This window comes from Devosia equisanguinis, from assembly GCF_900631955.1.
GTDB lineage: Bacteria > Pseudomonadota > Alphaproteobacteria > Rhizobiales > Devosiaceae > Devosia > Devosia equisanguinis.
This window is the reverse complement of sequence record NZ_UZWD01000029.1, coordinates 22,936-28,935: the sequence shown is the minus strand read 5'-3', so window position 1 is coordinate 28,935 and position 6,000 is coordinate 22,936. Positions and strand designations below refer to the sequence as shown.

General features: G+C 61.1%; 4 protein-coding genes and 1 riboswitch. Of the genes, 3 read left to right on the top strand and 1 reads right to left on the bottom strand.

Translation table 11 applies throughout. The annotated features are described in order from the left end of the window. Positions 1 to 97: 97 nt before the first annotated feature. On the bottom strand, positions 98 to 2,635 hold the full coding sequence (locus tag DEVEQU_RS11995) for a membrane-bound PQQ-dependent dehydrogenase, glucose/quinate/shikimate family (RefSeq protein ID WP_126150825.1): 2,538 nt from the start codon (positions 2,633 to 2,635) through the stop codon (positions 98 to 100). A gap of 199 nt (positions 2,636 to 2,834) precedes the next feature. Next, positions 2,835 to 3,037: riboswitch (cobalamin riboswitch) on the top strand. Positions 3,038 to 3,149: 112 nt separating this feature from the next. Here DEVEQU_RS11995 and nrdH point away from each other — a divergent pair. Genes nrdH through nrdE form a run of 3 tightly spaced genes read left to right on the top strand, consistent with a single transcriptional unit; the run spans position 3,150 to position 5,936 of the window. Then, positions 3,150 to 3,371, top strand: coding sequence for a glutaredoxin-like protein NrdH (nrdH, locus tag DEVEQU_RS11990; protein ID WP_126150824.1), 222 nt, complete (start codon positions 3,150 to 3,152; stop codon positions 3,369 to 3,371). Between the two features lie 7 nt (positions 3,372 to 3,378). Then, entirely contained in the window at positions 3,379 to 3,777 is a 399-nt protein-coding gene (gene nrdI / locus DEVEQU_RS11985) for a class Ib ribonucleoside-diphosphate reductase assembly flavoprotein NrdI (protein ID WP_126150823.1), read from the top strand. Continuing rightward, on the top strand, positions 3,765 to 5,936 hold the full coding sequence (gene nrdE / locus DEVEQU_RS11980) for a class 1b ribonucleoside-diphosphate reductase subunit alpha (protein ID WP_223214203.1): 2,172 nt from the start codon (positions 3,765 to 3,767) through the stop codon (positions 5,934 to 5,936). The genes nrdI and nrdE overlap by 13 nt, the downstream gene beginning before the upstream one ends. The last annotated feature ends 64 nt before the right edge of the window (positions 5,937 to 6,000 follow it).

Here is a 6,000-nt window from a genome sequence, read left to right as displayed (position 1 = left end):
CCACTGATGGACCCCCACCCTCATTCCCTCCCCTCAAGGGGGAGGGAGGCGAAAGCGCCACGCTCACCGCCCGCCCTCCGGCACAGGGATGCCCCGCCTACTCTGCCCCTTCCCCTGTCATCGCATCCACCGCCGCATGGGTCTCGGGCAGGGCATAGGCGAGGAAATAGTCTCCGATCGGGGTTTCCATGAAACTGTGGCCACCCGCATTAATGACGAGGAATTGCTGGCCATCCACCTCATACATGGCCGGCCCGGCCTGGCCGCCGGCTGGCAGTTCGGCTTCCCACAGCACTTCGCCGCTCTCGATATCCATGGCGCGGATGAGGTCGTCGGTCGTCGCGGCGATGAAGATCAGCCCCGATGCGGTGACCACGGCGCCGGCATTGTTCGGCGTGCCGATATCGAGCGGCAGCATGGAAGGAATGCCGAAGGGACCGTTTTTGCGGGCGGTGCCAAAGGGCTTGTCCCACAGCACTTCACGCGTGGTGAGATCGATCGCCGTGATGCCGCCATAGGGAGGCTGGGTGCACAGCATGTCGGTGAACGGCACGCGCCAGCCGGCATTGACCTTGATGCCCCATGGCGTATCGCCCTGCGGGCTGACATTGCTTGGCGCGCCATCTTCGCGGCCGCCCTGGTCGATTGAGCGCACGCCCATGGCGTCCACATCCTCGCGCGGGATCAGCCGGTTGAGATTGGCCGTATTGTTGTAATTGGCGACCATGATATTGCGCACCGGGTCGATGGCCACGCCACCCCAGTCCGAGCCACCATTATAACCGGGCCACTGGATCCAGTTCCGATCCGCGGAGGGCGGCGTATAGATGCCATCGTAATAGGCCTGCCGATACTGGATGCGGCACCACAGCTGATCCAGCGGCGTCATGCCCCACATGTGCTTTTCGAGCAGGTCCGGCTGCAACAGGTTCGGGAAGTCGACGACAAAGGGCTGGGTCGGCGACAGGCGCTCGGGCTCGACGCCGCCCTGCGGCACCGGACGCTCTTCCACTTCCACCAGCAGCTCGCCGGTGCGCCGGTCAAAGATCCAGAACATGGCCTGCTTTGTCGGCAAGATCAGTGCCGGCACCGGACCGTTTTCGGTCGGGAAATCCACCAGCGATCCCTGCGAGCCCAGGTCATAATCCCAGATGTCGTAGTGCACCGTCTGATAGAACCAGGCCACGTCGCCTGTTGTGACATCGAGCGCCACCAAAGCGGTGGAATAGCTGTTTTCCGCTTCCGAGCGCATGCCGCCCCAGTAGTCGACCGCCGAATTGCCCAGCGGCAGATAGACATGGCCCAGCTCATTGTCGCCCGAGGCAATGGTCCAGACGTTGGGCGTGCCGCGCGTATAGGTCTCGCCTTCCGGCGGCAGGCCCTTTTCGCCCGGCCGGCCCATATCCCAGGCCCAGAGCATGTCGCCGCTTTCGGTATCATAGCCGCGCACCACACCCGAGGGCGCGTCGCGGCGCTGGTTGTCGCGCACCTGCGAATAGACCACGGCCACATTGCGCACGATGGTCGGCGGCGAGGTCGGCGCATACCATCCCGGCACCGTGTGACCGAGACCCTGCTCCAGATCGACAATGCCACCATTGCCGAAGTCGCTGCACAGCTGGCCCGTCGCGACGTCAACCGCGATCAGCCGCGCATCCAGCGTGTTCATGATCACCCGCTCGGCACAGAGCTCGGTGCTTTCCAGTGTCGGCGAGGCATAATAGGCCAGGCCCCGGCAGGTGGCGTTATAGGGAATGGCGTCGGTGGGTACCTGCGGATCGTAGCGCCAGCGCTCGAGCCCGGTCTGGGCGTCGAGCGAGATCACCTTGTTCATCGCCGAGCACAGCAGCAGCTGGTTGCCGATCTTGAGCGGGGTGTTCTGGTTGGAATAGCGCTCATCTTCTTCCGGCATATCGCCGGTGCGATATTCCCACACCAGTTCGAGTTCCCCCACATTATCCCTCGTGATCTGCGACAGCGGCGAATAGCGGGTCGCATGATGCGTGCCGCCATAGGCGGGCCAGTCGGCGCCGGCTTCGGGCATGGCGAAATTGATCGGGGTGACGTCGAGGGGCGTAGGGGGCGTGGCCGTATCTTCGGTGGTGGCTTGCGTGTCTTCAGGCGCGGGGACCGGGGCAGTAGCCGGTTCGGTCACCGGGGCGTCGGTGTCCTGGGCCAGGGTGCTTTCCACGCTGTGATTGGCGATGCCGATGGCGGCAAACAGTCCGGCAATGGTCACCGCCGTGGCCGCCGTACCCGTGCCGAAGCTGCGGCGGCCGCGCTTCAAGGCCGGCCAGGTGGACAGCACCAATAGCAGCACCACGCTGGGCGCGACCAGTCGTGGCACCTGGGCCCAACCATTGAACCCGGCCTCCCAAAATGCCCAGGCCAGCGTGCCGATATAGGTCAGAAGGTAGACCCCGATGGCCGTGCGGTCCTGCCGGATCAACAGAAACGCGGTGAGCAACAGGCCGATGCCTGCCGGCAGGTAATACCAGGAGCCACCGAGGGTGATGAGGTAAAGTCCACCGGCGGCAATCGGCGCCCCAAAGGCAATGAGCAGAACCGCCACGATCACCGCCCACCAATAGGTCGGGCCCCGGTCAGTGGTGTGTCGCGCCCTTGCCTCAGCCATGCCGGTCTCCCTGTAGGTTGTGTGGGGCCAACGCAGGGGCGCCGCGATGGTTCCGGCACAATTTTGCCGTTTTTCACTTTGCCCAAAAGTCCCGGATTCCTTGGGGGCGTTCCGGAGTCGCGGCAGCGTCAAGGCCAAAATGCGTCAGAATCCCCGTCGATCATGGCAAGCCGACATTGACGTAATGGAGCCGTCATATACCATATGTAGTGTTCGAGGTTCCGCTGCGCGCAAGCCGTGGCGGCTAAGATGGGAATTCGGTGCAAGGCCGAAACTGCCCCCGCAACTGTAAGCGGCGAGTTCTTGTTCGCGTGATGCCACTGGGCCCCAGAAGGCTCCGGGAAGGCCGGATGAGTGCTGTGACCCGCCAGTCAGGAGACCTGCCCCGAGCGTAGTAACGTCCACCGGCGGGGTGTCCGGTCAGGCGAGCGGTATCGCTATGGCATCTGCCATGCGCCGTTTCCCTGTCTGTCCCCCCCCCGCCAAGCACAATGTCCGCGAGGAAACCCATTCGATGACCATCACCGTCTATTCCAAGCCCGCCTGCGTCCAGTGCACCGCCACCACCCGCGCGCTCGACCGCAAGGGCCTGGCCTATTCCATCATCGACATTTCCGAAGATGCCGAAGCCTATGCCCGCGTCGAAACCATGGGCTATCGCCAGGTGCCGGTTGTCGTTGCCGGTGACCAGCATTGGGCCGGCTTCCGCCCGGACATGATCGGCGCGCTGGCCTGATCGGGTCATGGCCGGGCTCGTCTATTATTCCAGCACCTCGGAAAACACTCATCGCTTCGTCGAGAAGCTGGGTGTGGTGGCCATGCGCCTGCCGGTCGATGCGGCGAGCGCGCCGCCCGAGGTGGCTGAACCCTTCGTGCTGGTGCTGCCCACCTATGGTGGCGGCGACGGCAAGGGGGCGGTGCCCAAGCCGGTGATCCGTTTTCTCAATGTCGAGGCCAATCGTAGCCTCATTCGCGGCGTCATCGCTGCGGGCAACACCAATTTCGGCAGCGGCTATGCCCTTGCCGGCGACATCGTCGCGCAAAAATGCGCTGTGCCGCTCCTTTATCGGTTCGAACTGCTCGGCACCGAAGAGGACGTCGCCACTGTCAAACAAGGACTGGAACGGTTTTGGACACGCTGACACTCGAACGCCCGGTCAAGCCGGCCGACAAGGTCCATGACGAGGATCAGGCGCTGGATTACCACGCGCTCAATGCCATGCTCAATCTCTATGATGAGCAGGGCAATATCCAGTTCGACAAGGACAAACAGGCCGCGCACCAGTATTTCCTGCAGCATGTGAACCAGAATACGGTGTTCTTTCACAATCTGCGCGAGAAGCTGACTTATCTCGTTGAAGAAGGCTATTACGAGCAGGACGTTCTCGACCAATATAGCTTTAACTTCGTGCGCGATCTTTATGACCACGCCTATGACAAGAAGTTCCGCTTCCCGACCTTCCTCGGCGCGTTCAAATATTACACCTCCTATACGCTCAAAACCTTCGACGGTAAGCGCTACCTCGAGCGCTATGAAGATCGCGTCTGCATGGTGGCTTTGGCTCTGGCGCGCGGCGATGAGAAGCTCGCAAAGAACCTCGTCGATGAAATCATTGCCGGACGGTTCCAGCCCGCGACGCCAACTTTCCTCAATGCCGGCAAGAAGCAGCGCGGCGAACTGGTGTCGTGCTTCCTGCTCCGCGTCGAAGACAATATGGAATCGATTGGCCGCTCGATTAACTCCGCCCTGCAGCTGTCCAAGCGCGGCGGCGGCGTGGCACTGAGCCTCACCAATATCCGCGAGATGGGCGCGCCCATCAAGCATATCGAAAACCAGTCCTCGGGCGTGTTGCCGGTGATGAAGCTGCTCGAAGACAGCTTCTCCTATGCCAACCAGCTCGGGGCCCGTCAGGGTGCGGGTGCGGTCTATCTCCACGCCCACCACCCCGACATCATGCGCTTCCTCGATACCAAGCGCGAAAATGCCGACGAGAAGATCCGCATCAAGACCCTCTCGCTGGGCGTCGTGATCCCCGACATTACCTTCGAGCTCGCCCGCGACAATGAGGATATGTACCTCTTCTCTCCCTATGACGTGGAGCGCGTCTATGGCGTGCCGATGACCGAGATTTCGGTCACCGAAAAATACCGCGAAATGGTCGAAGACAAGCGCATCAAGAAGAAGAAGATCAAGGCACGCGAATTCTTCCAGATCATCGCCGAGATTCAGTTCGAATCCGGCTACCCCTACATCATGTTCGAAGACACGGTGAACAAGGCGAACCCGATTGCGGGCCGCATCACCATGAGCAATCTCTGTTCGGAAATCCTTCAGGTCAGCGACGCTTCGGTGTTCAACGAAGACCTCAGCTACGAGCATATGGGCAAGGATATTTCCTGCAATCTCGGATCGCTCAACATCGCCAATGCGATGGATAGCGAGGATTTCGGCACCACGATCGAAACCGCGATCCGCGGCCTCACCGCCGTGTCGGATATGAGCAATATTTCCTCGGTGCCATCGGTGGCCAAGGGCAATGCCGAAAGCCACGCCATCGGTCTCGGCCAAATGAACCTGCACGGTTATCTTGCCCGCGAGCGCATCTATTACGGTTCGGACGAAGGCGTCGATTTCACCAATATCTACTTCTACACGGTGACCTATCACGCCATCCGCGCGTCGAACCTCATCGCCACCGAGCGCGAAGAGACGTTCAAGAACTTCGAGAATTCGAAATATGCCGACGGCACCTATTTCGACAAATACACGTCCAAGGAATGGAAGCCCGCCACTGAGCGCGTCGCCAAGCTCTTTGAAGATGCCGGCATTCACATTCCGACCCAGGAAGACTGGCTGGATCTGAAGGCCAAGGTCATGATGTCAGGCCTTTACAACCAGAACCTGCAGGCCGTGCCGCCGACCGGCTCGATCTCCTATATCAATCACTCGACTTCCTCGATCCACCCGATCGTTTCCAAGATCGAGATCCGCAAGGAAGGCAAGATCGGCCGCGTCTATTATCCCGCCGCCTTCATGACCAATGATAATCTGGAATATTATCAGGACGCCTATGAGATCGGCCCGGAAAAGATCATCGACACCTATGCGGCGGCCACCCAGCACGTCGATCAGGGCCTGTCGCTGACGCTGTTCTTCCGTGATACCGCGACCACCCGCGATATCAACAAGGCGCAGATCTACGCCTGGAAGAAGGGCATCAAGACCATCTACTATATCCGCCTGCGTCAGCTTGCCCTTGAGGGCACCGAGGTTCAGGGCTGCGTTTCCTGCGCGCTGTAAGAGTTCGCCCCTGCGGTCATGCACCGCAGGGCGGGCTCGGCCGCCTCCCTCCCCTTTGTGGGGT

What these genes read in the sequence shown, in the direction of transcription:
- nrdI (WP_126150823.1), top strand. Translation starts at nt 3,379, where the DNA reads ATGGCCGGGCTCGTCTATTATTCCAGCACCTCGGAAAACACTCATCGC.
- DEVEQU_RS11995 (WP_126150825.1), bottom strand. Translation starts at nt 2,635, where the DNA reads ATGGCTGAGGCAAGGGCGCGACACACCACTGACCGGGGCCCGACCTAT.
- nrdH (WP_126150824.1), top strand. Translation starts at nt 3,150, where the DNA reads ATGACCATCACCGTCTATTCCAAGCCCGCCTGCGTCCAGTGCACCGCC.